The following is a 23,641-nucleotide window of genomic DNA, read 5'->3' on the forward strand; positions in this document are numbered from 1 at the left end:
GCCGTCGGCGAGGAGCACCGGGTGAAGAACAGCGCGTCCTTCCGGGCCTGGTACCGGCCCATGCGGGCGCGCCGGCGCGACGAGGAGCACCGGTCGGCAACCCCGCTGGAGCTCTTCTTCGACCTCTGCTTCGTGGTCGCGGTCGCGCAGACGTCCGAGGGCCTGCACCACGACGTCGCGGCGGGGCACCTCGGGCACGGGCTGCTCTCGTACCTGAGCGTGTTCTTCGCGATCTGGTGGGCCTGGGTGAACTTCACCTGGTTCGCCTCCGCCTACGACACCGACGACGACGTCTACCGGCTGACCGTGCTGGTGCAGATCGCCGGGGCGCTGGTCCTCGCCGCCGGCGTGCCCCGCGCCTTCGCTGTCGGGGACTTCACGACGATCACCTACGGGTACGTGGTGATGCGGCTGGCCTCCATGGTGAACTGGCTGCGGGCGGCCGCCGGCGATCCGGCGCACCGGGCCACGGCCCTGACGTTCGTGGTCGGGGTGGGCGTGGTGCAGGCCGGTTGGCTGTTCCGGCTCCTCCTGCCGCACGCCTGGATGGCGCCCGCGTTCGCGCTGTTGGTCCTCGCGGACCTGCTGGTGCCGGTGCTCGGCGAACGGCGCCGACAGACCACGTGGCACCCGCACCACATCGCCGAGCGGTACCAGCTGTTCACCCTCATCGTGCTCGGCGAGGTGGTGCTCTCCACGTCGGTGGCGATCCAGCGCGGGCTGGACGCGGGCAACGGGCAGCTGTGGTCGGCGGCCGCGTCCGGCACGCTCATCGTCTTCGCCATCTGGTGGCTGTACTTCGACCGGCCCGACCCGCTGCCGCCCCGGTCGGTGCCCGGCGCGCTGTTCTGGGGCTACGGCCACTACTTCGCCTTCAGTTCGATCGCGGCGGTCGGCGCCGGGCTGGCCGTGGCGGTCGACCACGACCTGCACGCCGGGCACATCTCCGGCCGGGTGGCCGGCTACGCGGTCGCCGTGCCGGTCGCGGTCTACCTGGTCGCCCTCTGGGCGCTGCACCTGCCCGCCAAGCGCGGCGCCGGGCTGGCGTTGTTCCCCGGCGCGGCGGCGCTGGTGCTGGTGGTGCCGTGGCTGTTCGCGCCGGTCGACCTGATCGCCGGGGTGCTGGTCGTGCTCGTGGCCGTCACGCTTGTCGTGCGGCACCGGACGGCGACCAGAACTGCCTGACCAGGGTCGCGAACTCGGCGGCCCGCTCGATCTGGGGCATGTGCCCGGTGTCGCGGAACAGGTGGCCCTGCGCCCGCGGCAGCCGCGACCGCGCGTACGCGAGGTGGGCGGCGGGCAGGATCAGGTCCCGGTCGCCCCAGACGACCAGGGTGGGCAGGTCGAGCGCGGCCACCGCGTCGAGCAGTTCGGCTCGCCACTCGGGGCGTACCCCGCGCCAAGTGCCGAGGCTGCGGACCAGCTCCAGCATCACCCGGGGGGCGTGCGGCTGCCGGGCCGCCGCCAGGGCGGTGGCGATCCGCGCCTCGGTGACGTACGCCGGGTCGTGGAAGATGGCCCGCTCGGTGCGGCGGGCGATCGCCGGGTGCGGGCGCAGCAGCAGGCGGGCCAGGGGCCGCACCGCGAGCAGCCGCAGCGCGGCGGTCACCTCCCGGCCGAAGCCGGCGCTGTTGACCAGCACGAGGCTGGCCGCCCGCTCCGGCGCGTCGGCGGCCAGCCGCATGGCCACCGCCCCGCCCATCGAGTTGCCGACCAGGTGCGCCGGGCCGGTTACCCCGGCGGCGTCGAGGAACTCGGCGACGGCCGTGGCCAGGGTCGGCAGCGTGTGCCGGTCGTCCAGCGGCGCGGAGCCGCCGTGCCCGGGCAGGTCCAGGGCGAGCACCCGGTGATCGCGGGCCAGCGCCTCCTGCACCGCGGAGAAGTCCTCCATGGTCCGGCCGATGCCGTGCAGCAGCACCACCGGCGGGCCGTCGCCGGCGATCCGGTAACGCATCCGGCGCCCGGCGACGGTCCGGGAGTCGGCCGGCGGCAGGGCGAGGGTCACGCCGGCCGTCCCGGCTCGGTCGGAACGGCCTCCGTCCGAACGGCCTCCGTGCGAACGGTCTCCGTCGGAACGGTCTCCGTCCGAACGGTCTCCGTCGGGGCGGCCTCCGCGGCGGGCCGCGGGGTGGGCACCCGGGCCGGGCGCGGCCGCATCCCCAGGGCCAGCACCTTCCCGTACCCGGCGGGGGCGACCCGGGCGAGCAGGTCGGGCAGCTTCGCCGACCAGCCGATGAGCACCCGGCCGCGGCGGCGCTCGACCCCGCGCAGGATCACCTCGGCGGCCTTCGCCGGGTCGATGGAGAGCAGCTTCTCGAACTGCTTCCGGCCGGCCTCGTACTCCTCGACCGGGACGCCGCTGCCCACCCGGGCGCTGGCCGCGATCCGGGTGCGGATGCCGCCCGGGTGCACCGAGGTGACCCCGACCCCGTCGTCGGCGAGTTCGTGCCGCAGCGCCTCGGTGAAGCCGCGCACCGCGAACTTGCTGGCCGAGTAGGCGGCCTGGCCGGCGGGCGCGATCAACCCGAAGAGGCTGGAGACGTTGACCAGGTGCGCGCCGGGCTCGGCCTTGAGCGCGGGCAGCAGCGCGTGGGTCAGCCGCACCACGGCCCGGAAGTTGATCTCGATGACCCAGAGGAACTCGTCCAGGGTGACCTGGTCGAACCGGCCGCCCAGCGCCACGCCGGCGTTGTTGACCAGCAGCCGGATGCGCGGGTGCGCGCGGTGGATCTCGGCGGCGACCCGGTCGGTGGCGTCGGCGTCGGCGAGGTCGACCAGGTGGGTCTCGATCCGCCGGTCGGGATGCGCGGCGCGGATCGCGGCGGCCACGGCGTCCAGCCGCTCGGCGTCCCGGTCGAGCAGGACCAGGTCGGCGCCGCGCTGGGCCAGCCCGTGCGCCAGGGCCTCGCCGATGCCGCTGGCCGCGCCGGTGAGCACCGCGGTGCCGCCGGGGAAGACGAAGTCACGCATAACGCTCCTGAGGGGTCAGGCGACGGGCGCGGGCCGGTCGGCGACGGTGGCGGGCGTGCCCGCGCGGGAGAACCGCACACCGGCGTCGGTGAGCCGGCCGTGCCGCATCAGCAGCACGTCGCGGGGATAGTTCTGGTGCAGCCGCCACGGCGCCGCCGGGCCCTGCTTGGGCAGCTGGTCGACGGCGCGCAGCACGTAACCGGACTGCAGGTCGATGATCGGCACGAGGTCGTCCGAGTCCGGGGCGAGCGGGGTGACGACCTGCTGGCCGGTGTCGTCGAGGTGGCGCAGCAGCCGGCAGACGTACGTGGCGACCAGGTCGGCCTTCAGCGTCCAGGAGGCGTTGGTGTAGCCGATGGTCATGGCGAAGTTCGGCACGCCGGAGAGCATCATGCCCTTGTAGGCGACCGTCGCGGCGAGGTCGACCTCGGCGCCGTCCACGGCCAGGGTCATCCCGCCGAGGGCGAGCAGGTTGAGGCCGGTGGCGGTGACCACGACGTCGGCGGGCAGCTCCTCGCCGGAGGTGAGCCGGATGCCCCGCTCGGTGAAGGTGTCGATGGTGTCGGTGACCACCGAGGCCGTCCCGGCGCGGAGCGCGGCGAACAGGTCCCCGTCGGGCACCACGCAGAGCCGCTGGTCCCACGGGTTGTAGCGGGGTGAGAAGTGCCGGTCGAGGTCGTAGCCGACCGGGAGCTTGCCCCGGGCGGCCCGGCGGAGGAACCTCTTCACCAGGCCCGGGGCGCGCCGGCTGAGCTGGAAGTTGGCCACCCCGAGGGCGACGTTCTTCCAGCGGGTCACCGCGTACGCGGCCGTCGCCGGGAGCCAGCGCCGTGCCGCGTCCGCGAACACGTCGCGCGAGGGCAGCGAGATCACGTACGTGGGCGAGCGCTGGAGCATGGTCACGTGGCCGGCCCGCTCGGCCATGGCCGGGACCAGGGTGACCGCCGTGGCGCCGCTGCCGATCACCACCACCCGCTTGCCGGCGTAGTCCAGGTCCTCGGGCCAGTGCTGCGGGTGCACGAGCCGGCCGGCGTACCGCTCGACGCCGGGGAACTCGGGCGTGTAGCCCTCGTCGTAGCGGTAGTAGCCGGAGTTGGTGAACAGGAACCCGCAGGTCAGGACCACGTCCTCGCCGGTGTCGTCGCGGCGGGCGCGCACCGTCCAGCGGGCCGTGGCGCTGTCCCACTCGGCGCGCAGCACCCGGTGGTGGAAGCGGATGTGCCGCTGCACCCCGTGCTCGCGGGCGGTCTCCCGGACGTAGGACCGGATGGCGTCGCCGTCGGCGATCGCCTTGGGGTTGGTCCACGGCTTGAACGAGTAGCCGAGGGTGAACATGTCGGAGTCGGAGCGGATGCCCGGGTAGCGGAACAGGTCCCAGGTGCCGCCGACGGCGCCCCGCGCCTCCAGCACCGCGTAGGTCTTGCCGGGGCACCGGCGTTGCAGGTGGACGGCGGCGCCGACGCCGGAGAGCCCGGCGCCGACGATGAGGACGTCGACGTGGTCGGAGGCCATGACATCTCCCGTTCGGCCGGCAGTGGACCGGACACTATCCACCACCGTCGACACCAGTCAACACCCTGTCGAGTGGAATCGACAGGGTGTTGAGCGGGTGTAACATCGGCCGACATGACACCCGCCCGTACGCCGACCGGCACCGCGCCGACGCGCGGGCGGCGACCCGGCCGCTCCACCGGCGACGACCGCGAGGTGGCCATCCTCGCCACCGCCGAGCGGCTGCTGCGCCAGCGGCCCTTCGGCGACATCTCCATCGACGACCTGGCCCGGGGCGCCGGCATCTCCCGGCCCACCTTCTACTTCTACTTCCCGTCCAAGGACGCGGTGCTGCTCACCCTCCTCGACCGGGTGACCGAGGAGGCGGACGCGGCCGCGGGTGACGCGCTGGTCCGGCTCGCCGAGGACCCGCGGGCCCGCTGGCGGGAGCTGATCGCCCGGTTCCACGCCACCTTCGGCGGCCACCGGGACGTGGTGCTGGCCTGCGCCCAGGTGCGCGGCACCAACGCCGAGGTGCGCCGGCTCTGGGCCGAGGTCCTGGAACGCTGGGTACGTGCGGTCGAGGCGGCCATCGAGGGGGAACGCGCGCGCGGCGCGGCCCCGGACGGGTTGCCCGCCCGGGACCTCGCCATCGCGTTGAACTCCATGAACGAGCGGGTCTGGTACGCGACCTTCGCCGGGGACGGGCCGGCGGTCGCCGAGCGCGACGTGGTCGACGTGCTGCTCGACGTCTGGCTGACCGCTATCTACCGGACCACCACGCCACCGGTCAGCCCGTCCGGGTGAAGTCCATGGTCCAGTTGGTCTCCCAGGTCCGCTCGCCGTCGGTGGAGAACGCCTGCTCCCAGCGGCAGGAGGTGGGCGTGCTCCGCGACCAGATGAACCGGCAGCGGATCGGCCGTCCCTCGTCGGTGTCGTCGGCGTAGAAGGTGCCCACGCCGTCGACGAACCGGCCGACCATCGGCGGCAGTTCCAGCACCCCGCGCTTGCTGTTCATCCAGTAGATCGACCACAGTCCGGTGGCCGGGTCGAGGATGCGGACGGTCGAGCCGGAGAAGCCGCGGGTCGGGCAGCGCATCTCGTCGAAGCTGCCGGCGCCGTCGAAGAACGTCCGGGCCACCGAGGTGCCCGGGAACTCGTCCCAGTCGTCGCTGCCGACGTGCCGCTCGCGCAGCCGCCGGTTGGCCACGTCCCAGGTGCCCACGAGGAAGTCGAAGTCGCCCATCAGAAACCCACCGTCCCCTCGGCGTGGCTGTCGGCCAGGTAGCCGGCCAGGTCGGGCCGGTCCGGGGCGAGGACGTGCCGGACCCAGGCGGCCCGCTCGTGCTCCAGGGCGCCCAGTTCCCAGACGCAGCCGACGCCGGGCCGGTCCAGCGGGACGAAGTGGGTCGGGTCGTCGTCGGGGCAGTCCAGGGCGGGCTGACCGGCGATCGCGATCCGGCACTCCACCACGTTGTCGAAGAACCAGCTGTACGCCAGCAGGTACGCGCCGGTGTCCGCGCCCCGGTGCAGCACCACCCAGGTCGCCGGCGGGGTGGCGCCGTCCGGATCGGGGAGCAGCTTCGGCAGGTACGCGTAGGCGGCGTCGACGACCTCCGGTTCGAGGCGGCGGTCCGGCTGGTCGATGTGGTAGCGCTTGACGTGCCGGCCCGCGACCTCGACGGTCCCGGGCACGGTCAGTTCCTTGTTCTGGAAAGCCATGCCCGGACGGTAGACCCGCTCCCCTGACAGCTAGTGTCAGTGGAATGCGGGCCAGCCGTCTCCTGTCCCTCCTGCTGCTGCTCCAGGCCCACGGCCGGCTGACCGCCGCCGAACTGGCCCGCCGGCTGGAGGTCTCGGTCCGCACCGTCTACCGGGACGTCGAGTCGCTGCACGCCGCCGGCATCCCGCTCTACGGCGAGGCCGGGCACGCCGGCGGCTACCAGCTCGTGGACGGCTGGCGGACCCGGCTCACCGGGCTCACCGCCGAGGAGGCCGACCGGCTGCTCTTCGCCGGGCTGCCCGGGCCGGCCGCCGAACTGGGCTACGAGTCGGTGGTGGCCACCCTGCAACTGAAGCTGCGCGCCGCGCTGCCGCCGCCGCTCGCCGACCGGGCCGCCCGGCTGGAGCAACGGTTCCACCTGGACACCCCCGGCTGGTACTCCGACGGCGACCCGTCGCCGTACCTGGCCGCCGCGGCCGACGCGGTGTGGCGGGAGCACCGGGTCCGGGTCCGCTACCGGAGCTGGAGCGGCGAGGTGAGCCGGGTCCTCGAACCGTACGGGCTGGTGCTCAAGGGCGGCCGCTGGTACGTGGTGGCCGCCCGCCCGGACCGGGCCGAGCCGGCCACCTACCGGGTCAACCAGATCCTCGACCTGACCCCGCTGGACGAGCCGTTCGACCGGCCGGAGTTCGACCTACCGGCCTGGTGGCGGGCGCACGTGGCGGCCTTCCGCGCCGGGCTGCACCGGGACGAGGCGACCATCCGGCTCTCGCCCGCGGGCCGGGCGCGGCTGCGCGAGATCGCCAGCGACGCGGTGGTCGGGGCGGTGGACGCCGGCGCCGGGCCGCCCGACGCGGCGGGTTGGGTGCGGGCGGTCGTACCCATCGAGTCGCTCACCCACGCGCACGGCGACCTGCTGCGGCTCGGCGCCGAGGTGGAGGTCCTCTCCCCCGCCGCGCTGCGCGACCGGCTGGCCGAGACCGCCACCGCCCTGGCCGCCCTCTACCACCGGCCGCCGGCCTGACCGCGCGCTACGGGCGGTCCGCCAGCCGCAGGACGGCGGCCCCCGTGGCAGCGCCGAGGGCCTGGCAGGCGGCCACGCCGAGCAGCAGCAGGCCGACCCCCGAGCCGGTGAGGGCACCGGCGAGCGCCGCGCCGGCGGCGGCCGCGCCGCACTTCAGGCCGGCGCCGACGGTGAACACCTGGGTGCGCGCCTCCGGCGGCGCCTCCCGCTCCCGCACCGCCAGCACCGCGCAGAACAGCGGTCCGTTCAGCAGCCCGACGGCGGCGAACAGCGGCAGCGTGGCCCACACCGACGGCACGAGCGGCACCAGCGCGAACGGCACCGCCGTGGCGAGCAGGCTGACCAGGACCACCCGCTCGGGCGGGTGCGAGCGGATCGGGTGGCGCGCGGACCACACCGAGCCCACCAGCCCACCGACCGACGCGGCCGCCAGGAACAGCCCGGTGTACGAGGTGTGCTGGAACCGGCCGGCGAGCAGTGCCGCGACCACCGGCAGGGCGCCGACGCCGAGCTGCCCGAAGCTGCTGGCCAGGGTCACCGCGCCGAGCCGGGGCCGCCGCCACAGCAGCGGCACCCCGCCCAGCGGGTTGCGCCGGCCGGGTCCCGCGTCGCGGCGGGCGCGCGCCGGGCGGTCGCGGATCGGCAGCGTCCACAGCACGAGGCCGCCCAGGGCCACGAACGCGGCCAGCACCACTGTCGCCGCGGTGGCGCCCGCCGCGCCGGCGACGACCGCCGCGATGGCCGGACCGGCGATGCCGGCCAGGTTGTACGACGTGGCGTCGATGCCGAAGGCGGTGTCCAGCCGGTCCGGCACGAGGTCGCCCAGCAGGCTCGTCATCCCGCCGATCATGATCGGCGCGAGGCACCCGGCCAGCACGACGAGGGCGATCGACAGCGGCCGGGACGCGGCCGCCGACGCCACGGCGGCGACCAGCGCCCCGCCGTACCCGAGCAGCGCGAGGGTGTAGAACAGGCGGCGCCGGCGTACCGCGTCGGCGACCGCGCCGACCACCGGGCCGGCCACCACGTGCGGCACCATGAGCGCCGCCACCAGCAGCCCTCCGTACGCCGCGCTGCCGGTCCGCTCGATCGCCAGCAGCACCAGGGCGACCCGGGCGCCCTCGTCGGCCAGGCGGACCAGCACGGCGGCCGTGGCGTAGCGGCCGAGCACCGCCCGCGACCGACCGTCCACATCCGGCATCGCGGGCGCCCGCTCCAGCACCATCCCTCTGCCCTCCCCGCCGTCAGGGCCGCCTGCCTCACCACTCCTTACCCCTCCGGCCCCCTCCGGAACGCGTGCCCGCCCGAGGTGTGCGTCCGGATCGATCTGCCCCGGCGGCCCGATCCCGGTCGACGGGGCGGGCAGCCGGGTCAGCGGAGGCCGCGGAGGACGGCGCCGAGGGTGGTCAGGGCGCGGTCGATGTCCGAGGGCGGATTGGCGGCGTAGCCGAGGACGAGGCCGGGTGGTTGCGGGCCCTGGCCGTGCCAGGACAGCGGCTGCACCTTGACGCCCCGGCGCAGCGCCGCCGCCGCGAGGGCCGTGTCGTCGACCTCGCCGGGCAGGGTGACCAGCAGGTGCAGGCCGGCGGCGGCGCCGTGCACCACTGCGCCGGGCAGGTGCTCCCGGACCGCCCGGATCATCGCGTCCCGGCGGCGGACGTGCCGGCGGCGCAGCAGCCGCAGGTGGCGTTCGAGCGCGCCGGAGTCCATCAGCTCGGCCAGCACCAGCTGCGGCAGGGCGGCGTTGCCGAGGTCGGCCATCCGCTTGGCCGCCACCAGGTCGGCGTGCCAGCGGGCCGGCACCAGGACCCAGCCGATCCGCAGCGCCGGGGCGAGCAGCTTGGACACGCTGCCGGTGTAGCAGACCTGGTCCGGCAGCATCCCGCGCAGTGCCGGCACCGGCGGGCGGTCGTAGCGGTGCTCGGCGTCGTAGTCGTCCTCGATGACCAGCCCGCCGCGCCGGGCCCAGCGCAGCAGCCGGCGGCGCCGGTCGCCGTCGAGCACCACCCCCGTCGGGAACTGGTGCGCCGGCGTGAGCATGACGGCCGGGGCGCCGGTGGACTCCAGCCGGTCGACCCGCAGGCCGTTGGCGTCGACCGGCACCGGCGGGGTGTCCAGCCGCCAGTTGTTCAGGTGCTGGCGTACGCCGAGCGAGCCGGGATCCTCCACGGCCACCGTGTGCACCCCGTGGGTGTGCAGCACCTGGGCGAGCAGGCCGAGGGCCTGGGACACCCCGGCCACGACCACCACCTCGGCCGGGTCCACCCGGATGCCGCGGTTGCGGGCCAGCCAGGTGGCGACGGCGAGCCGCAGCGCGGGGGTGCCGGTCGGGTCGCCGTACCCGAAGGCGGCGGGCGCCAGGCGGTGCAGCACGGCGCGTTCCGCGCGCAGCCAGGCCGCGCGGGGAAAGGCCGCCAGGTCGGGTACGCCGGGCGTCAGGTCCAGCTCCGCCGGAGCGTTGCGCAGCGCGTCGAAGACGGTGGTGTCCGGCCGCGCGGCGAACACCTCCGGCGGGCGGCGTGGTGCCGGCGCCCGGGTGACCACGGCGGCCGGGGTGGCCACCACGACGGTGCCGGCCCGGCCCCGCCCGAGCACGTGCCCGTCCTCGGTCAGCCGCTGGTACGCCTCGGTCACCACGCCCCGGGACACGCCCAGCTCGGCGGCGAGCACCCGGCTGGCCGGCAGCCGGGCGCCCACCGGGACCCGGCCGTCGGCGATCGCGGCCCGCAGCCGGGCGGCCAGCCAGTCGGCACGCCCGCCCGGCGGGGCCTCCCCGACGTCGAGCTGGAGGAAGTCCGCACCGGGCGTTATGGACCTCTCGACCGTCGACGGTTTGGCCCTGTCCATCCGACCATTATGGGCCCAGGCTGGACCTCGTGAGCATCGCCTTTCTGCTGACCACGCTCGTCGTGGTGATCACCCCGGGCACCGGGGTCGTCTACACCCTCGCCACCGGCCTCTCCGCGGGCCGGCGGGCCGGCCTGGTGGCCGCCGCCGGCTGCACCCTCAGCCTCGTCCCGCACCTGGTCGCCGCGGTGACCGGGCTGGCGGCCCTGCTCCGCGCCGGCACCCCGGCGTTCCGGGTGGTCACCTGGCTCGGCGTGGCGTACCTGCTCTGGATGGCGTGGGCAGCGCTGCGCGACCGCGGCCCGCTGCCGGTGGACGAGGACCGCCCGCCCCGCCCGGCCGGCCGGCTGTTCCGCGACGGGGTGCTGATGAACCTGCTCAACCCCAAGGTCACCGTCTTCTTCGTGGCGTTCCTGCCCCAGTTCGTCCCGCCGGACGCGCCGGACGCGCCGGTCCGGATGCTGGCCTGCGGCGCGGTGTTCATGGCGGCCACCCTGGTGGTCTTCGCCGGGTACGCGCTGCTGGCCGGCGCCCTGCGCCGCCGCGTGCTGGCCCGGCCCCGGCTCACCGCGCTGCTGCGGCACGGCTTCGCCGGCAGTTTCCTCGCCCTGGGCCTCGGCCTGGCCCTCACCGCCCGATAGGAGCCTCCCGTGCGCTTCCGGCACTCCCCGCAGGTCTGGTCGACCTTTCCCGAACTGACCTGCGGCGTCCTGCACGCCACCGGCATCACCCCCGGCGTCGACGTCACGCCGCGGCTCGCCCGGTACGCCGACACCGCCCGGGCCCGCCTCGCCGGCGGCACGGAGGGTGGCTTCCCCGAGATCCAGGCCTGGCGGCGGGCCTTCGCCCGGGCGGGTTCGCCGCCGACCCGCTACCGGTGCGCCGCCGAGTCGCTGCTGCGCCGGTTCCGCCGCGAGGGGACGCTGCCCCGGCTGCACCCGCTGGTCGACCTGGGCAACGCCCTCTCCCTCGGTCACGCCGTGCCGGTGGCCGTGCTGGATCTCGCCCGGATCACCGGTGACCTGACCGTGCGCCCGGCTCTCGGCACGGAGGTCTACCGGACCCTCGGCGGGGACGAGGAGCATCCGGAGCCGGGTGAGCTGATCTTCGCCGACGCGGCCGGCCGGGCCCACTCCCGGCGCTGGACCCACCGGCAGAGCGGCGCGTCGGCGGTGCGCGCGGAAACCACCGAGGTGCTGGTCGTGATCGAGGCGATGCACGACGACGGGCCCCGGGTCGTGCCCCGGATGCTCGCGGAGCTGGCCGCCGCGCTGGCCGCGGACTGGGCGGCACCGACCCGGACGGCGGTGCTCACCGCCGGGGCGCCCGACTTCGTGGTGTCCGAGCGGACCGGCGCGGCCGCCGCCGGCCGCTAGCCGCCGGCCGGTGTGCGCGGCGGCGCGCCCGCCGCCGGGTCAGCCGGGGGAACGGTCCTCATCAGGTCGTCGAAACCGGTGGGGCGCCGGACGGGCGGCGGCATGATCGGGGCATGGAGCGACGACCGGCCCGCGGGCACCGGAACATCCCGCACACCGCCGACGTGCGCATCGAGGCGTGGGCGCCGGACCGGGAGGGTTGCGTGGCCGAGGCGGTCACCGCGCTGGTGGACACCTTCGTGGACACCGCGGGGGCGGTCGCCGACGGGGAGACCGGGTTCCGGGTGCCGCCGGGCGCCGACGCGGACCTGCTGGTCGGCGTCCTCGACGAGGTGATCTTCCGGCTGGAGACGGCGGACGAGCTGCCGCTGGAGACCGAGGTGCGTCCGGCCGACGACGGCGGCCTGGCGGTGCGCTGGCGGACCACCGGCACCGACGCGGTGGAGCTGGTGGGCGCGGTTCCCAAGGCGGTGTCCCTGCACGAGCTGCGCTTCGCGGCGGAGCCCACCGGTTGGCGCTGCGCGGTGACGCTGGACGTGTGAGCCGGCTCAGCCCTTCACCACGCCGAGCGGCACGAGCCGCGCCACCTTCCGGCACAGCCCGGCCCCCTCGGCCGCCGCCACCACGGCGGCGACGTCCTTGTACGCGGCCGGCATCTCCTCGGCCAGCCCGCGCCGGCTGGCGCCCCGCACCGCGATGTCCTGCGCCTCCAGCTCGCGGCGCGGGTCGTGCCCGGCGACCGCCCTGGTGGCCTGCTTGCGGCTCTGCACCCGGCCCGCCCCGTGGCAGGTGGACGCCCAGGCCGGCGAGCCGGCCACGCCGGTGAGCACGTACGAGCCGGTGCCCATGGAGCCGGGGATGAGGACCGGCTGCCCGGCCGGGCGCAGGTCGTCGGGCAGCTCGGGGTGTCCCGGCGGGAGGGCCCGGGTGGCGCCCTTGCGGTGCACGCAGAGCGGGCGCGGCGCCCCGTCCACGTCGTGCGTCTCGATCTTGGCGAGGTTGTGCGAGATGTCGTACACGAGGTCGAGGTCGCAACCGGTGACCCGGGCGAACACCTGCCGGGCGGCGTGGGCGAGCAGCTGCCGGTTGGCGCGGGCGTAGTTGGCCGCGGCGGCCATCGCCCCGAGGTAGGCCCGGCCCTCGTGGGACGAGACCGGCGCGCAGGCCAGCTGCCGGTCGGGCACGTGGATGCCGTGCCGGGGCATCACCTTCTCCATCTCCCGCACGTAGTCCGTGCAGATCTGGTGGCCCAGCCCCCGCGACCCGCAGTGGATCATGACGCAGACCTGGCCGGCGCGCAGCCCGAAGGCCTCCGCCACGGCCTCGTCGTAGACCTCCTCCACCGCCTGCACCTCCAGGAAGTGGTTGCCGGAGCCGAGGCTGCCCACCTGGCGGGCGCCCCGCTCCACCGCCCGCTCGCTCACCTGGGCCGGGTTCGCGTCGCCCACCGCGCCCTGGTCCTCGCAGCGGTCCAGGTCCCGCTGGACGCCGAAGCCGCGCTCGACGGCGTACCGGGAGCCGCCGCGCAGCACCGCGTCCAGCTCGGCCCGGTCGGTCAGGTGCCACACGGCGCCCTTGCCCATGCCGCGCGGGGTGGACTCGCTCAGCCCGTCCATGACGGCGTCCAGCCGCGGGCGCAGCGCGGCCCGGTCCAGGTCGGCGGTGAGCAGCCGCACCCCGCAGGAGATGTCGAAGCCGACCCCGCCGGGCGAGACCACTCCCCCGTCCTCGACGGCCGTGGCGGCGACCCCGCCGATCGGGAAGCCGTAGCCCCAGTGCACGTCCGGCATGGCGTAGGAGGCGTCCACGATGCCGGGCAGGGTGGCCACGTTCGCCACCTGCTCCAGCGACCTGTCCGCCCCGGCGTCCGGCAGCAGCGCGCGGGAGGCGAAGACCACGCCCGGCACCCGCATCGGCTCGTGCCGGTCGATCCGGAACCGGTACGGCGACTCCTCGACCAGGTCCATCCGGCCCGGCTACCCCGGTCGCGAGCGGTTACACCCCGTCCGATTCAGCCCGCCCGATCCGGGTAGTGCGGCAGCATGCCCCAGCGATACGAGGAATACGACAGGATCGCCGTCGTGACCGGCGCGGACTCCGGCATCGGCAAGGCGTGCGCCGTGGCGCTCGCCGAGGCCGGCTTCGACATCGGCATCACCTGGTACGGCGACCCGGACGGCGCCGAGCGCACCGCCGGTGAGGTACGCGCCACCGGCCGCCGCTGCGAGGTGGCCGAGATGGACCTGACCCGGCTGCCCGAGGGCGCGGCGGTCGTCGACGAACTGGCCGACCGGCTCGGCGGGCTCGGCGTGCTCGTCAACAACGCCGGCACCGGGCTGGCCACGCCCTTCGTCGACGTGGCCTGGGAGCAGTGGCGGGAGGTGCTCGCCGTGGACCTGGACGGGCCGTTCCTCTGCTCCCAGCGGGCCGCCCGGCGCATGCGCGCGGCCGGCCGGGGCGGCCGGATCATCAGCATCACCAGCGTGCACGAGCACGCCCCGCGGGTCGGCTCGTCGGCGTACTGCGCGGCCAAGGGCGGGCTGGGACTGCTCACCAAGGTGATGGCGCAGGAACTGGCGGCCGACGGGATCACCGTCAACGCGGTCGCCCCCGGCGAGATCGCGACCCCCATGACCGGGCAGGAGGACGTCGACCCGTTCACCCAGGAGCGCCCGGGCGTGCCGGTGGGGCGGCCCGGGGACGCCCGGGAGGTGGCGGCCGTGGTGGCGCTGCTCGCCTCGCCGGCCGCCGCGTACGTGACCGGGGCGTCCTGGCCGGTGGACGGCGGGATGCTCATGATGGGCCCCCAGGCGTCGTCCCTGCCCGACGACGGGTGGCGGTCGGTGTGAGGCTGCGTGTCACACCCACCGACGGCCGGGGGTGAAACGGTGTAACACTTCGTGACGCTGTGCGTTCACACCGTCCACTTAGGGTTCTCGTCGGTCCGGTCGCACGACGGCCGGGCCGACGCCCGGCCCCCACCCCGGGGCCCCGACGGAAGGACGACACATGCCCTTCGCCCCACGTACCGCCGCGCTGGCCCTGGCCGCCGTGCTCGGCGGCCTCGCCCTGACCGCCGCGCCCACGGCGGCCGCCGCGGCGCCCCGCCCCGGCCCCGAGACCCCGTCGGCGCTGCTGCTCACCGTCGACGCCGGCGGCGGCGACGTCCGCGCCACCGTGCTGACCTGCGGCCCCGAGGGCGGGCTGCACCCCGACCCGGCGACCGCGTGCCGGCTCGTGGCCCGGGTCGACGGCCACCTCGACGCCCTCGAGGTGCAGCCCGGCCCCTGCACCCGGGAGTACGCCCCGGTCACCGCCCGCGCGGTGGGCTTCTGGCAGGACCGGCCGGTCGCGTACACCCGGACCTTCGACAACCGGTGCCACCTGCTGCGCGGCACCGACGTGCTGTTCGACTTCTGAGCCGGAGGGCCGGCGCCCGCCCCGCGCGGGCGCCGCGCCCGGGTCCGTCACACCGCCGCGCCCCGCCGGCCGGGCGCGGCGGACCCGGCGGAGAATGGCGGTGGGCGCGAGGGGCGCGCCGGACAGTGGCGGGAGGCCGGGCGGGTGTCGGAGGCGGTGGACCAGCGGGCGGCGGGCGGCGCCCGCGAGCTGCGCGCCGACTGCGCGCGCTGCTTCGGGATCTGCTGCGTCGCGCCGGCGTTCGCCGCGTCCGCCGACTTCGCCATCGACAAGCCCGCCGGGCGGCCCTGCCCGAACCTGGGCGCCGACTCCCGCTGCGGCATCCACCGGGACCTGCGCCGGCGCGGCTTCGCCGGCTGCACCGTCTTCGACTGCTTCGGCGCCGGCCAGCACGTCGCCCAGGGCACCTTCGGCGGGCGGGACTGGCGGGACGACCCGGCGACCGCGCGGCGGATGTTCGACACCTTCGCGGTGATGCGGCCGCTGCACGAGCTGCTCTGGTATCTGACCGAGGCCGTGGCGCTGACCCCGGCCGGGCCGCTGCGCGACGAGCTGGCCGCCGCCCTCACCGAGACGGGACGGCTCACCGACGGCACCCCGGAGGAGCTGCTCGCCGTCGACGTCGACGCGCACCGGGAGCGGGTCAACCGGCTGCTGTCCCGGGCCGGCGAACAGGCCCGCGCCGGCCGGGCCGGCGTGGACCGGCGGGGCGCCGTGCTGATCGGGGTGGACCTGCGGCGCGCCGGGCTGGCCGGCGCGAACCTGCGCGGCGCCTGCCTCATCGGCGCGGACCTGCGCGGCGCGGACCTCGGCGCGGCCGACCTGACCGGGGCGGACCTGCGCGGCGCGGACCTGCGCGGCGCCGACCTCGGCGACTGCCTGTTCGTGCACCAGTCCCAGCTCGACGCGGCCCGCGGCGACCACGGCACGGTCCTGCCGCGCGGCCTGCGCCGTCCGGCGCACTGGTCCCTGACCGTCACCCCGGTCGGGTCGCCCGGGGCCACGCGGTCGTCCGGCGGGCGGGCGGGAGGCGGGCGCCCGGCGGGCGGCCGCTCCGGGGGCCGGCGTCGCCGATGACGGCACCCCCGTTCGCCGGGACGGGGCGGCCGGGTTTCGCGGCGACCCCGCCGGGTAGGCGGCGTCACCGCGCGACGGACGGGAGGCGACCGGTGAAGCCCGAGACACGGCCAGTGAAATACGAGACACGGCAAAGCAGGCAACCGGTCGACCCGGCGCACGCCGAGGACGAGGCCGGCCAGGCCCGGCTCGTCCAGGTGGAGGCGGACACCGACGTGCCCGCGCCGGAGCCGGGTGCGCCGAAACCGGACGAGGTGACCGAGGACGACGGTTCCGGCGTGGCCGGCGGGTCCTCCGGCAGCAGCTCCGGCGGCTCCTCGATGCCGACGCACCCGGACGCGGCCCGGTGAGCGTTTGTCCCCGCCCGGGATGGGCAGAAGTGCCACATGACGAGTGAAGAGTCCTTCGGCCGCGCCGCCACCGACGAGCCCGACGGCGCGACCGCGTACGAGGCGTCGCTGCGCCCGCCGGGTGAGTCGATGCACAGCACCGACGACACCGGCGACGACTTCGCCGACCTGCCGGCCGAGGATCGCCGCTCCGCCCGGGAGATCAGCCGGGCCGGCTACGACGTGGCCGACGTCTCCGGCACCACCGACCCGGCGAACGAGCCGGAGGAGATCGAGGAGGGCCGCCCCGAGCGGTGAGCGGCCCGGCGCCTCACGGTGTCGAGGAGCGCTCCGGCACCGGCCGGGGCGCCACGGTGATCGCCCCGGCCGGGCAGAGCTCCACGGCGAGCCGCACCCGGTCGGCCGTGTCGGCGGGCGGTTCGGCCCGGCGCAGCAGCACGAGGCCGTCCGCGTCGTCCTGGTCGAACACCTCCGGCGCGGTCACCACGCAGTTGCCGGCCCCGCAGCAGCGGTCCCGGTCCACCCGGACCCGCACGGCCCCGCTCACCAGGTCACCGGCAGCGCGTCGAGGCCGTAGACGACCGAGCTGTCCCGGGTCGGCAGCCGCCCCGCGGTGGCGGCCGGCCGCAGTCGGGGGAACCGCCGGGCCAGCTCCACCAGCGCGATCCGCAACTCCGCGCGGGCGAGGGGCTGGCCGATGCACTGGTGCACCCCGAAGCCGAACGCGACGTGCTGCTGCGCGGCCCGGTAGGGGTCGAACTCGTCCGGCCGGTCGAAGGCGGTCCGATCGCGGTTGGCCAGGGACAGCACCGCGATGGCCCCCTCGCCGGCCCGGATCAGCCGCCCGCCGATCTCGACGTCCTCGGTGGCGAGGCGGGGCAGGCCGGTGCGCACGATGCTGAGGTAGCGCAGCAGCTCGTCGACGAGGCCCTCGGCGTGCCCGGCGTCGTCGCGCAGCGCGGCGTACCGGGCGGGGTGGCGCAACAGCAGCAGGGTGCTCAGGCCGATCATGTTGGCGGTCGTCTCGTGGCCGGCGATGAGCAGCAGCACCGCCATGCCGACCAGTTCGTCGACGGCCAGCTCCCCGGTGTCGACCCGGTCGCGGGCCAGCCGGCTGAGCAGGTCGTCGGCGCGCTCCCCGGCGGCCAGCTTCGCCTCGACCAACCGGTGCAGGTAGTCGCGCAGCTCCCGCACGTGCCGCTGGACCCGGTCGGGCGGAGCGTCGCGGTCGATGAGCGTGCGGCTGCGCTCCTGGAAGAACTCGTGATCGGCGTAGGGGACGCCGAGCAGGTGGCAGATCACCATCGACGGCACCGGCAGGGCGACGTGCGTGACCAGGTCGGCGGGTGGGCCGGCGGCGTGCAGGTCGTCCAGTGCCCGGTCGACCGTCTGCCGGATCAGCGGCTCGATCCGCCGCACGTTCCTGATCATGAATTCGGCGGTGAGCATCCGGCGCAGCCGGGCGTGCTCGGCGCCGTCCATCCGGATGAACCCGCCCCGGCGGTCGCCGAACGCGCCGGGCGCGACCCGGCGCAGCAGGGGGAAGCCGGGGCGGGTCAGGTCGGCGCTGAACGCGGGGTGGCGCAGCATCTGCCTGACGTCGGCGTGCCGGGTCACCAGCCAGGCCGTGGCGTCGGTGGGGAGCCGGACCCGGGTGACCGGACCGGCGAACCGCCGCCGCTCCCCCGCGTCGAGCGGGACGAGCGGGTCACGGTCGAGGTTGGTCGGTGGCCAGAGCGGCAGGTCGGTGAGGGGAGCAACGGTCACGCGGACACCTCCAGGAGGGCGACTGTCCGTGACGGCATCGATCCGCTACGTTACCCATCGACCGAGGTCGACACAACCCGCCCGGCTCAGCGAGCGACCACCGCCGCCGCCCGCGCCTCGGTCATCCCCCGGTTGGCCAGCGCGTCGGCGCGCTCGTTCTCCGGGTGCCCGTTGTGGCCCTTCACCCAGAGCCAGGTCACGTCGTGCCGGGCGCAGGCCGCCTCCAGCCGCTGCCACAGGTCGGCGTTCTTCACCGGCTGCTTCGCGGCGGTCCGCCAGCCGTTGCGCTTCCAGGAGGCCAGCCAGCCGGTGATGCCGTTGCGCACGTACGTGCTGTCGGTGTGCAGCCGCACGGTGACCGGGCGGGTGAGGCTCTCCAGCGCCTGGATCGCGGCCGTCAGCTCCATCCGGTTGTTGGTGGTCGGGGTGGCCTCGCCCCCGCACAGCTCGCGCTCGTGCCCGCCCCAGCGCAGCAGGACGCCCCACCCGCCGGGGCCCGGGTTGCCGCTGCACGCACCGTCGGTCCAGATCTCCACGACCCCGCCGGCCGCCGCCTCCACCATGCCGGCAACCTACCCGGTACGCCCCGGCGCGGGACCACCCGACCCGCCCGGCGGCCGGCCGGCGCCGGAAAACCGCGGGACACCGGCGGGACGGTCTGGCAGGGTCGCTGATCATGGACGGACGCTGGGACGGCCTGCGGGCCGAGGTACGCGCGGCAGTCGACGAGCTGGTCGCCTCCGGGCGGGAGGCCGGAGTGCAGGTGGCCGCGTACGTCGCGGGCGCGCCGATCGTCGAGGAGCAGGCCGGGCTGGCCGACACCACCACCGGCCGGCCCATGACCGCCGGCACGCCGGTGCACGCCGTGTCCACCGGCAAGGGGCTCACCGCCACGGTCGTGCACGTGCTCGCCGAGCGCGGGCGGCTCGACTACGACCTGCGCATCGCCGAGGTGTGGCCGGAGTTCGCGCGGCACGGCAAGGACGGCATCACCCTGCGGCACGCCCTCACCCACACGGCCGGGCTGCCGGCCCTGCCCGCCGACATCACCCCGGCGGACTTCACCGACTGGGACCGGATGTGCGGGCTGCTCGCCGACGCCGAGCCGATCTGGGCGCCCGGCGAGCGGCTGGCGTACCACGCCTGGACGTGGGGCTGGCTGGTCGGCGAGGTGGTCCGGCGGGTCACCGGCAAGCCGGTCTCGCAGGTGCTGGCCGAGGAGGTGTCCGGGCCGCTCGGCGTGACCGGCGAGCTGTTCCTCGGCGTGCCGGAGGCCGACCTGCCCCGGCTGGCCCGGCTGGAGGACGCCGGCCTGGCCGCCCTCATGGCCTGGGCGGGCGAGAACCTGCCGAACTTCGACGCGGTGGCCCCGCCGCACGTCCGGCCGGACACCACGACGGGCAGCCGCCCCGAGGTGCTCCGCGCCGACGTGCCGGCGGTGGGGACGATGTCCGCCCGCGCGGTCGCCCGGATGTACGCGGCGCTGCTCGGACCCGTCGACGGGGTGCGGCTGATCTCGCCCGAACGGCTCCGGGAGGTTTCCGCGCCGGCGGTGCGCGCCGAGGAGTGGGTGTTCGGGCAGGAGGCGACGTTCGGCCTCGGCTACGCGGTCGACGCCGACGGGTCGTTCGGCACGGCCGGCAGCGGCGGCAGCCTCGCGTTCGCGTACCCGGCACTGGGGTTGACCGTGGCGGCGGTGCGCAACCGGCTGGGCGCCGGTGACGGCGACCCGATGGAGCGGCTGCGGGTGCTGGTCCGCGACCGCGTCGCCGCGGAACTCGGCCGCTGACCGCTGTCGGACCCGGCGGCGGTTCGGCCCGGACGGCGAACCGGGCGCGCTGCGGCTGACCGACAGCGTCGCCACCACCGGGCGCGTCGTGATCGCCCGCTACGAGCCGGCCTGACCGGGGGCGCCCGGCCCGGCCTCCGGAACGGGAGCGGAGGCCGGGCCGCGGCGCCACCGGGCGCCCAGCCGGCCGGCCGCGTCGCCGAGCACCGCGCCGGTCATCGGCAGCAGCGGGCTGGACCGCATCACCGCCAGGTCCTCGGTCGGCGAGGTGGTCCCGTCGAGGAAACGCAGCACCCGCTCCGGCGGGTTGCGGTCGAACAGCCGCTCGAAGAACGCCACCCCGCCGACGTGCCCCCGGTCCAGGGCGCGCAGCGCCACCGCGTCCATCCACCGGTGCCGCCCCGGGTAGGCGGGCGCCGGCACCGGCGGCCGGCCCGCCGCCAGGGCCCGGGCCACCTGCTCGGCCTGCCGGAGCATCGCGGAGAACGTGAAGCCGGTGGACGGGCGGGTGGCGCCACCGGCGGTGCCGAGCCGGACCACCCGCGGCGACGGGCGGGGCACGAACGGGCCGTCGGTCATCGGGATCACCCCGTTCTCCACCTCCCGGACCCGCAGCGCGGACAGGTCCAGGCCGAGCAGGCCGGCGTACCCGCGCAGCGCCGCGTCGTAGCCCGCGTCGGTGAGCACGGTCGGGCCGAACTCGGTGTACTCGACCAGGGCGTACCGGTCGTCGACCGGCAGCACGTAGCCGAAGGAGACGCCCCGGGCGGGCTGCGGGGTGCGGAAGTCCATGAGCACCGCCCGGCCCGGGTCGAAGGTGGGCCCGTCGGCCGCCAGCCACCAGCCGCGGAAGTGCTGCAACCAGCTCGTCCGCCCGGGCCGGGCCGGCGGGCGGGGCCGGGAGTCCAGCACCCAGCCGGCCCGCACCAGCGGCCGCCCCTCCGGGTCGTGGACGGTCACCCGGTGACCGTCGTCGGCCAGCACGCCGGCCGGCGCGCCGATCCGCACCGCGCCCAGCCGCCCCTCGGCCGCGGCAGCCCGGTCGTAGACCGGGGCGGAGCGGAGCATGGCGTACCGCAGCGGGGTGAGCGGCAGGACGCGGCGGGCGGCGGGCGTGACCACGTCGACCTCCGACCAGCTCGCGCTCAACAGCGGGTCGAGGTCGCCGCCCGGGGCGCCCCAGAACGCCCAGGTGCGGTCCTGGCCGCGCTTGCGGACCGGGTCGACGACGGCGACCCGCAGGCCGGTCACGCCGTGCCGGTCCAGGGCGGCCAGCACCAGGGAGGCGGCGCCACCGCCGCCCACCAGCGCGACGTCGACCTCGACCGGAATGGGATGCACCCGCCCACGCTGCCACACCCCCGGGTGGGCCGCCGCCCGGGACCCGCCGTCCCGCGCCCGGTGCGCCGCGTAGATTCGCAGGGGATCATCGAGGACGGGGGACGGCATGGCGCAGGCGCCGCTGCGGGTGGGTTTGCTGGGATACGGGATCGCGGGGCGGGTGTTCCATGCCCCGCTGGTCGCCGCCACGCCCGGCCTACGGCTCGACGCGGTGGTCACCCGGGACCCGGAGCGCCGCGCGCAGGTCCACGCCGAGCACCCGGACGCCCGGGTGCTCGACGACGCCGACCAGCTCTGGCAGGCCGCCGACACGTTCGACCTCGTCGTGGTGGCCACGCCGAACCGGCTGCACGTGCCGATGGCCCGGGCCGCCGTGGCGGCCGGGCTGCCGGTGGTGGTCGACAAGCCGCTCGCGCCGACCGCCGCCGAGGGGCGCGCGCTGGTCGCGGAGGCGGCCGCCGCCGGCGTGCCGCTCACCGCGTTCCAGAACCGCCGCTGGGACGGCGACTTCCTGACCGTGCGCCGGCTGGTCGAGGCCGGCGAGCTGGGCCGGGTGGCCCGCTTCGAGTCCCGGTTCGAGCGGTGGCGGCCGGCCATCAAGCCCGGCTGGCGGGAGAGCGCCGCGCCCGGCGAGGCCGGCGGCGCCCTGTTCGACCTCGGCGCCCACCTGGTCGACCAGGCGGTGCGGCTGTTCGGCCCGGTGCAGCGGGTCTACGCCGAGGTGGACCGGCGCCGGCCGGGCGCCGAGGTGGACGACGACGCGTTCGTCGCGCTCACCCACGCCGGCGGGGTCCGCTCCCACCTGTGGATGAGTGCCGTGACCGCCCAGCTCGGCCCGCGCTTCCGGGTGCTCGGCGACCGCGCCGCCTACACCGCGTACGGCCTCGACCCGCAGGAGGCGGCGCTGCGCGACGGCGGCCGGCCCGGCACGCCCGGCTGGGGCGAGGTCGACCCCGACCGGTACGGCCGGCTCGGCGCCGACGGTGAACTGCGGGCGGTGCCCACCGACGCGGGCCGCTACCAGGACTTCTACGCGCAGCTGGTGGCGGCGCTGCGGGACGGCGCCCCGCTGCCCGTGGACCCGATGGACTCGGTCGGGGTGGTCGAGCTGATCGAACTGGCGCACCAGGCGGCCGTGCAGGGCGTCACCCTGCCGGTGCCCCCACCGTCCTGAGGCGTCGCCCCTCAGGCGACGGTCGCCGGGGTGTCCCGGCCCTCCGGGGCCGGGTCGGCGTACGCGGCGGCCACGGTGGCCCGGTCGAACACCCGCCACGTCGTACCGATCACCGCGACGGCCACCACGAGCCCCACCCAGTACGGCGCGGTGATCCCGTACCGGTCGGCGAGCAGGCCGCCGAGCAGCGCCCCGACACAGTTGCCGCCCGCCGCGACGAACAGGGTGGTGCTGCCCACCCGGCCCATCAGCGCGGGTGGGGTGAGCCGCTGGCGCAGCGAGTTGGCGACGATGTTCCACAACGCGCTGTGCACCCCGAAGGCGAACAGCGCCACCCCGACCACCACGGCGCTGCGCGATGCGGCCAGGGCCAGGTGCAGGCCGGCCTCGATCAGCAGGCCCACCCGCACGGTCCAGGTGGCGGTGATGGCGGCGATCAGCCGGTCGCCGACCGCCGACCCGAGCAGCCCGCCCACGGCCATGCAGGTGAACAGCGCCCCGTAGCCGACCGAGCCGAGGCCGAGCCGGTCGGTGGCGAGCAGCACCAGCACCGCGAGGGCGGCGGTCAGGGTGACGTTCAGCAGCCCGATCAACAGGGCCATGGTGCGCAGCAGCCGCTGGGACAGCAGCCAGCGAAACCCCTCGGCGACCTCCGCGCGGACCGAGCGGCGCCCGCCCGCACCCGGCGCGCCCCGGTACGACCCGGCGAGCAGCCCGACGAGGACGGCGCTGAGCGCGTACGTGCCGGCGTTCACGGCGAACGGGATGGCCGCGGCCAGCACGAAAAGGAAGCCGCCGAGCGGCCCGGCGACCATGTTCTGCATGATCTGCGTGCCGCCGCCCAGCCAGCCGTTGGCCCGTTCCAGGCGGGACCGGGGCACCACGGCCGGCACGACCGCCTGGGCGGCGGTGCGGAACACCACCTCGCCGGTGTTGACCACGAACAGCACCGCGTAGAGCAGCGGCACCCCGGCCCGGCCGGTGACCAGCGCGGCGGCCAGGACGGCCAGCACGGCCACCCGCACCCAGTCGATGACCACCATGAGCCGGCGCCGGTCCACCCGGTCCACCAGCACCCCGCCGGGCAGCGCGAACAGCAGCCACGGCAGCCACGCCACGGCGGCGCCGGCCGACACGGTCAGCGGGTCGTCGGTCTGCGAGGCCACGTAGAGCGGGGCGGCCACCGTGGCCATCCCGCTGCCCAGCGCCGACATGGTGCTCGCCGTCCAGAGCCGGGCGAACCGCCCGTCGAGCCGATCCCCCGCCGTCCCCGCCACGGCGAGCGAACCTAC

General features: G+C 76.2%; 26 protein-coding genes. 13 read left to right on the forward strand and 13 right to left on the reverse strand.

What is annotated here, in order from left to right:
- Positions 1-21 precede the first annotated feature (21 nt).
- A complete protein-coding gene (locus tag ACZ6PY_RS14890) occupies positions 22-1,185 on the forward strand; it encodes a low temperature requirement protein A (RefSeq protein ID WP_466072434.1) in 1,164 nt (387 codons plus the stop codon).
- Here the strand turns inward: ACZ6PY_RS14890 and ACZ6PY_RS14895 are convergent.
- From ACZ6PY_RS14895 to ACZ6PY_RS14905, 3 genes are read right to left on the reverse strand one after another with little or no spacing between them, the layout of a single operon-like run.
- On the reverse strand, positions 1,142-2,005 hold the full coding sequence (locus ACZ6PY_RS14895; RefSeq protein ID WP_466072436.1) for an alpha/beta fold hydrolase: 864 nt from the start codon (positions 2,003-2,005) through the stop codon (positions 1,142-1,144). The two genes, ACZ6PY_RS14890 and ACZ6PY_RS14895, sit on opposite strands and share 44 nt — an antisense overlap.
- Positions 2,002-2,970: an SDR family NAD(P)-dependent oxidoreductase gene (locus ACZ6PY_RS14900; RefSeq protein WP_466072437.1), complete on the reverse strand. Its 969-nt coding sequence runs from the start codon at positions 2,968-2,970 to the stop codon at positions 2,002-2,004. Before ACZ6PY_RS14900 ends, ACZ6PY_RS14895 begins: the two co-directional genes overlap by 4 nt.
- A gap of 15 nt (positions 2,971-2,985) precedes the next feature.
- Positions 2,986-4,482: a flavin-containing monooxygenase gene (locus tag ACZ6PY_RS14905; RefSeq protein WP_466072439.1), complete on the reverse strand. Its 1,497-nt coding sequence runs from the start codon at positions 4,480-4,482 to the stop codon at positions 2,986-2,988.
- 114 nt (positions 4,483-4,596) lie between these two features.
- On the opposite strand from ACZ6PY_RS14905, the gene ACZ6PY_RS14910 reads away from it, so the two are divergent.
- Positions 4,597-5,268 carry a TetR/AcrR family transcriptional regulator gene (locus tag ACZ6PY_RS14910; protein WP_466072441.1) on the forward strand — a complete coding sequence of 224 codons (672 nt, stop codon included), beginning with the start codon at positions 4,597-4,599 and terminating at the stop codon, positions 5,266-5,268.
- On the opposite strand, the gene ACZ6PY_RS14915 is transcribed toward ACZ6PY_RS14910, so the two are convergent.
- Together ACZ6PY_RS14915 and ACZ6PY_RS14920 are read right to left on the reverse strand one after the other, a co-directional pair.
- A complete protein-coding gene (locus ACZ6PY_RS14915) occupies positions 5,252-5,707 on the reverse strand; it encodes a hypothetical protein (RefSeq protein WP_466072442.1) in 456 nt (151 codons plus the stop codon). The genes ACZ6PY_RS14910 and ACZ6PY_RS14915 overlap by 17 nt on opposite strands.
- On the reverse strand, positions 5,707-6,183 hold the full coding sequence (locus ACZ6PY_RS14920) for a hypothetical protein (protein WP_466072443.1): 477 nt from the start codon (positions 6,181-6,183) through the stop codon (positions 5,707-5,709). Before ACZ6PY_RS14920 ends, ACZ6PY_RS14915 begins: the two co-directional genes overlap by 1 nt.
- Positions 6,184-6,227: 44 nt before the next feature.
- On the opposite strand from ACZ6PY_RS14920, the gene ACZ6PY_RS14925 reads away from it, so the two are divergent.
- The gene (locus ACZ6PY_RS14925) at positions 6,228-7,208 is read left to right on the forward strand and encodes a helix-turn-helix transcriptional regulator (protein ID WP_466072445.1); all 981 of its coding nucleotides are present in this window, start codon (positions 6,228-6,230) and stop codon (positions 7,206-7,208) included.
- Positions 7,209-7,215: 7 nt separating this feature from the next.
- On the opposite strand, the gene ACZ6PY_RS14930 is transcribed toward ACZ6PY_RS14925, so the two are convergent.
- Entirely contained in the window at positions 7,216-8,433 is a 1,218-nt protein-coding gene (locus ACZ6PY_RS14930) for an MFS transporter (RefSeq protein WP_466072447.1), read from the reverse strand.
- A 146-nt stretch (positions 8,434-8,579) separates the two neighbouring features.
- Positions 8,580-10,055 carry a MocR-like pyridoxine biosynthesis transcription factor PdxR gene (gene pdxR / locus ACZ6PY_RS14935; protein WP_466072448.1) on the reverse strand — a complete coding sequence of 492 codons (1,476 nt, stop codon included), beginning with the start codon at positions 10,053-10,055 and terminating at the stop codon, positions 8,580-8,582.
- A 29-nt stretch (positions 10,056-10,084) separates the two neighbouring features.
- Between pdxR and ACZ6PY_RS14940 the strand changes: the two genes are divergently transcribed.
- From ACZ6PY_RS14940 to ACZ6PY_RS14950, 3 genes are all read left to right on the forward strand, one after another.
- Positions 10,085-10,696, forward strand: a complete 612-nt coding sequence (locus ACZ6PY_RS14940) for a LysE family translocator (RefSeq protein WP_466072450.1) — start codon at positions 10,085-10,087, stop codon at positions 10,694-10,696.
- A 9-nt stretch (positions 10,697-10,705) separates the two neighbouring features.
- The gene (locus ACZ6PY_RS14945; RefSeq protein ID WP_466072452.1) at positions 10,706-11,431 is read left to right on the forward strand and encodes a B3/B4 domain-containing protein; all 726 of its coding nucleotides are present in this window, start codon (positions 10,706-10,708) and stop codon (positions 11,429-11,431) included.
- A 113-nt stretch (positions 11,432-11,544) separates the two neighbouring features.
- A complete protein-coding gene (locus ACZ6PY_RS14950) occupies positions 11,545-11,973 on the forward strand; it encodes an archease (RefSeq protein WP_466072454.1) in 429 nt (142 codons plus the stop codon).
- 6 nt (positions 11,974-11,979) lie between these two features.
- Here ACZ6PY_RS14950 and ACZ6PY_RS14955 read toward each other — a convergent pair whose 3' ends face one another.
- The gene (locus ACZ6PY_RS14955; RefSeq protein WP_466072456.1) at positions 11,980-13,398 is read right to left on the reverse strand and encodes an RtcB family protein; all 1,419 of its coding nucleotides are present in this window, start codon (positions 13,396-13,398) and stop codon (positions 11,980-11,982) included.
- Between the two features lie 75 nt (positions 13,399-13,473).
- Here ACZ6PY_RS14955 and ACZ6PY_RS14960 point away from each other — a divergent pair, with 75 nt between their 5' ends.
- The 5 genes from ACZ6PY_RS14960 (at position 13,474) to ACZ6PY_RS14980 (ending at position 16,575) form a co-directional block, all read left to right on the forward strand.
- Positions 13,474-14,280, forward strand: coding sequence for an SDR family oxidoreductase (locus ACZ6PY_RS14960; RefSeq protein WP_466072457.1), 807 nt, complete (start codon positions 13,474-13,476; stop codon positions 14,278-14,280).
- A gap of 160 nt (positions 14,281-14,440) precedes the next feature.
- Positions 14,441-14,851, forward strand: a complete 411-nt coding sequence (locus tag ACZ6PY_RS14965) for an SSI family serine proteinase inhibitor (RefSeq protein ID WP_466072458.1) — start codon at positions 14,441-14,443, stop codon at positions 14,849-14,851.
- 144 nt (positions 14,852-14,995) lie between these two features.
- Positions 14,996-15,928 (forward strand): pentapeptide repeat-containing protein, encoded by a 933-nt coding sequence (locus ACZ6PY_RS14970; protein WP_466072460.1) that lies wholly within the window; start codon positions 14,996-14,998, stop codon positions 15,926-15,928.
- A 113-nt stretch (positions 15,929-16,041) separates the two neighbouring features.
- Entirely contained in the window at positions 16,042-16,278 is a 237-nt protein-coding gene (locus ACZ6PY_RS14975; RefSeq protein WP_313720304.1) for a preprotein translocase YidC, read from the forward strand.
- Between the two features lie 36 nt (positions 16,279-16,314).
- Positions 16,315-16,575, forward strand: coding sequence for a hypothetical protein (locus tag ACZ6PY_RS14980; protein WP_466072462.1), 261 nt, complete (start codon positions 16,315-16,317; stop codon positions 16,573-16,575).
- Positions 16,576-16,588: 13 nt separating this feature from the next.
- Here ACZ6PY_RS14980 and ACZ6PY_RS14985 read toward each other — a convergent pair whose 3' ends face one another.
- The 3 genes from ACZ6PY_RS14985 to rnhA form a co-directional block, all read right to left on the reverse strand.
- On the reverse strand, positions 16,589-16,825 hold the full coding sequence (locus tag ACZ6PY_RS14985; RefSeq protein ID WP_466072464.1) for a ferredoxin: 237 nt from the start codon (positions 16,823-16,825) through the stop codon (positions 16,589-16,591).
- A complete protein-coding gene (locus tag ACZ6PY_RS14990) occupies positions 16,822-18,045 on the reverse strand; it encodes a cytochrome P450 (protein ID WP_466072465.1) in 1,224 nt (407 codons plus the stop codon). The genes ACZ6PY_RS14985 and ACZ6PY_RS14990 overlap by 4 nt, the downstream gene beginning before the upstream one ends.
- An 86-nt stretch (positions 18,046-18,131) precedes the next feature.
- A complete protein-coding gene (rnhA, locus tag ACZ6PY_RS14995) occupies positions 18,132-18,608 on the reverse strand; it encodes a ribonuclease HI (RefSeq protein ID WP_466072467.1) in 477 nt (158 codons plus the stop codon).
- Between the two features lie 113 nt (positions 18,609-18,721).
- Between rnhA and ACZ6PY_RS15000 the strand changes: the two genes are divergently transcribed.
- Positions 18,722-19,834: a serine hydrolase domain-containing protein gene (locus tag ACZ6PY_RS15000; RefSeq protein WP_466072469.1), complete on the forward strand. Its 1,113-nt coding sequence runs from the start codon at positions 18,722-18,724 to the stop codon at positions 19,832-19,834.
- 99 nt (positions 19,835-19,933) lie between these two features.
- Here ACZ6PY_RS15000 and ACZ6PY_RS15005 read toward each other — a convergent pair whose 3' ends face one another.
- A complete protein-coding gene (locus ACZ6PY_RS15005) occupies positions 19,934-21,193 on the reverse strand; it encodes a lycopene cyclase family protein (protein WP_466073548.1) in 1,260 nt (419 codons plus the stop codon).
- An 88-nt stretch (positions 21,194-21,281) separates the two neighbouring features.
- On the opposite strand from ACZ6PY_RS15005, the gene ACZ6PY_RS15010 reads away from it, so the two are divergent.
- Complete coding sequence (locus tag ACZ6PY_RS15010; RefSeq protein ID WP_466072471.1) at positions 21,282-22,349, forward strand: Gfo/Idh/MocA family protein; 1,068 nt, start codon at positions 21,282-21,284, stop codon at positions 22,347-22,349.
- Positions 22,350-22,360: 11 nt separating this feature from the next.
- On the opposite strand, the gene ACZ6PY_RS15015 is transcribed toward ACZ6PY_RS15010, so the two are convergent.
- On the reverse strand, positions 22,361-23,626 hold the full coding sequence (locus ACZ6PY_RS15015) for an MFS transporter (protein WP_466072473.1): 1,266 nt from the start codon (positions 23,624-23,626) through the stop codon (positions 22,361-22,363).
- Between the last annotated feature and the right edge of the window lie 15 nt (positions 23,627-23,641).

The sequence above is a fragment of the Micromonospora sp. NPDC048907 genome, from assembly GCF_055586885.1.

Bases quoted from the DNA above. Each gene is read 5' to 3' on its own strand.
- rnhA (WP_466072467.1), bottom strand. From the start codon at position 18,608: ATGGTGGAGGCGGCGGCCGGCGGGGTCGTGGAGATCTGGACCGACGGT.
- ACZ6PY_RS14930 (WP_466072447.1), bottom strand. From the start codon at position 8,433: ATGGTGCTGGAGCGGGCGCCCGCGATGCCGGATGTGGACGGTCGGTCG.
- ACZ6PY_RS14965 (WP_466072458.1), top strand. From the start codon at position 14,441: ATGCCCTTCGCCCCACGTACCGCCGCGCTGGCCCTGGCCGCCGTGCTC.
- ACZ6PY_RS14900 (WP_466072437.1), bottom strand. From the start codon at position 2,970: ATGCGTGACTTCGTCTTCCCCGGCGGCACCGCGGTGCTCACCGGCGCG.
- ACZ6PY_RS14960 (WP_466072457.1), top strand. From the start codon at position 13,474: ATGCCCCAGCGATACGAGGAATACGACAGGATCGCCGTCGTGACCGGC.
- ACZ6PY_RS14920 (WP_466072443.1), bottom strand. From the start codon at position 6,183: ATGGCTTTCCAGAACAAGGAACTGACCGTGCCCGGGACCGTCGAGGTC.
- ACZ6PY_RS14955 (WP_466072456.1), bottom strand. From the start codon at position 13,398: ATGGACCTGGTCGAGGAGTCGCCGTACCGGTTCCGGATCGACCGGCAC.
- ACZ6PY_RS15010 (WP_466072471.1), top strand. From the start codon at position 21,282: ATGGCGCAGGCGCCGCTGCGGGTGGGTTTGCTGGGATACGGGATCGCG.
- ACZ6PY_RS14980 (WP_466072462.1), top strand. From the start codon at position 16,315: ATGACGAGTGAAGAGTCCTTCGGCCGCGCCGCCACCGACGAGCCCGAC.
- ACZ6PY_RS14925 (WP_466072445.1), top strand. From the start codon at position 6,228: ATGCGGGCCAGCCGTCTCCTGTCCCTCCTGCTGCTGCTCCAGGCCCAC.
- ACZ6PY_RS15000 (WP_466072469.1), top strand. From the start codon at position 18,722: ATGGACGGACGCTGGGACGGCCTGCGGGCCGAGGTACGCGCGGCAGTC.
- ACZ6PY_RS14905 (WP_466072439.1), bottom strand. From the start codon at position 4,482: ATGGCCTCCGACCACGTCGACGTCCTCATCGTCGGCGCCGGGCTCTCC.
- ACZ6PY_RS14910 (WP_466072441.1), top strand. From the start codon at position 4,597: ATGACACCCGCCCGTACGCCGACCGGCACCGCGCCGACGCGCGGGCGG.
- ACZ6PY_RS14915 (WP_466072442.1), bottom strand. From the start codon at position 5,707: ATGGGCGACTTCGACTTCCTCGTGGGCACCTGGGACGTGGCCAACCGG.
- pdxR (WP_466072448.1), bottom strand. From the start codon at position 10,055: ATGGACAGGGCCAAACCGTCGACGGTCGAGAGGTCCATAACGCCCGGT.
- ACZ6PY_RS14950 (WP_466072454.1), top strand. From the start codon at position 11,545: ATGGAGCGACGACCGGCCCGCGGGCACCGGAACATCCCGCACACCGCC.